The organism is Mycobacterium sp. 050134, assembly GCF_036409085.1.
Taxonomy (GTDB): domain Bacteria; phylum Actinomycetota; class Actinomycetes; order Mycobacteriales; family Mycobacteriaceae; genus Mycobacterium.
Genome location: NZ_JAZGLV010000055.1, coordinates 1 through 1,723 on the forward strand (window position 1 = coordinate 1; position 1,723 = coordinate 1,723).

Below are 1,723 nucleotides of genomic sequence, written 5' to 3' on the forward strand. Positions count from 1 at the left end.
GGGGCGACGACTTCTTCGGCGGCATCAGCGATGTCGAAGAAGTCGATCCCGGTCTTGACGCCGATCTTGTCGAACACCCCGATGAGTGCTTCGACCGGGGCGTTGCCCGCACCCGCGCCGAACCGCCGACACGAACCGTCGATCTGCTTAGCGCCCGCGCGGACGGCCTCCACGCTGTTGGCCACCCCTAAACCGAGGTTCTCGTGGCCGTGGAAGCCCACCTGGGCGTCATCGCCCAGCTCGGCGACCAGCGCCGCGACCCGGTCACGCACCCCCTCGAGGACCAACGCCCCGGCCGAATCGACCACGTAGACACACTGGCAGCCGGCATCAGCCATGATCCGGGCCTGGGCCGCCAGCTTCTCCGGGGACAGGGTGTGGGCCATCATCAAAAACCCCACCGTCTCCAAACCCAGCTCGCGGGCCAGGCCGAAGTGCTGAATCGACACATCCGCCTCGGTGCAGTGCGTGGCGATCCGACAAATCGCCCCGCCGTTGTTTTGGGCCTCCTTGATGTCCTCCTTGGTGCCCACCCCGGGCAACATCAAAAACGCGATCTTGGCTTGTTTGGCCGTCTCGGCGGCCAGCGTGATCAATTCCTGCTCGGGGGTCTTGGAGAACCCATAGTTGAAACTCGACCCCCCCAACCCGTCACCGTGGGTCACCTCGATGACCGGCACCCCGGCGGTGTCCAGGGCGGCCACGATCGCACCCACCTCATCGTTGGTGAACTGGTGGCGCTTGTGATGCGAGCCGTCCCGCAGCGACGTGTCGGTCAACCGGACATCCCAGATCGGATCGAAGAAAATGTCGTGTGTGCTCATGGCTGGGCTCCTGGCGCCGTCGCCGACAAGGACTCCTTGGCGATCTGCTCACCGACCTTGGTCGCCGCCGCGGTCATAATGTCCAGATTGCCCGCATAGGGGGGCAGATAATCCCCGGCACCCTCCACCTCCACGAACGTCGTCACCACCGCCTGCCCACCCGAATGCAGCGACGGCTCGTCGAACTGCGGCTCGTTGAGCAGCCGATACCCCGGCACATAGGCCTGCACCTCGGCCACCACCTCGTGAATGGACTGCGCGATCGCGTCGCGGTCGGCGTCCTCGGGGATCGCGCAGAAGATGGTGTCACGCATAATCATCGGCGGATCCGCCGGATTCAAAATGATGATCGCCTTACCCCGTTTGGCCCCGCCGATCGTCTCCACACCCCGGCTGGTGGTCTTGGTGAACTCATCAATGTTGGCCCGCGTCCCCGGCCCCGCCGACACCGACGCCACCGACGCCACAATCTCGGCATAGGGAACCTCCACCACCCGCGACACCGCGTACACGATCGGGATCGTCGCCTGACCACCACAGGTGATCATGTTGACGTTCGGCGCATCAAGGTGCTCACGCAAATTCGCCGGCGGGATCACCGCCGGACCCACCGCAGCCGGCGTCAAATCAATCGCCCGAATCCCCGCCGCCGCATACCTGGGCGCCGCATCCCGATGCACATACGCACTCGTCGCCTCAAACACCAAATCCGGCGTCTCCGACTGAGCCAGCAACCAATCCACCCCCTCATGGCTGGTCTCCAACCCCAACCCACGGGCGCGGGCAAGACCCTCACTCTCAGGATCAATACCCACCATCCACCGCGGCTCCAACCACTGCGACCGCAACAACTTATACAGCAGGTCAGTACTAATATTGCCCGACCCGACAATGGCCAC

Annotated in this window: 2 protein-coding genes; both read right to left on the minus strand. The window is 64.4% G+C overall.

Annotation, left to right across the window (positions count from 1 at the left end; genetic code table 11):
- On the minus strand, positions 1–824 hold an 824-nt coding region (gene dmpG, locus SKC42_RS27350; protein ID WP_330967357.1), incomplete at its 3' end, for a 4-hydroxy-2-oxovalerate aldolase.
- Positions 821–1,723: acetaldehyde dehydrogenase (acetylating) (locus SKC42_RS27355; protein ID WP_330967358.1), on the minus strand; the 903-nt coding region annotated here is incomplete at its 5' end. The genes SKC42_RS27355 and dmpG, both read right to left, overlap by 4 nt.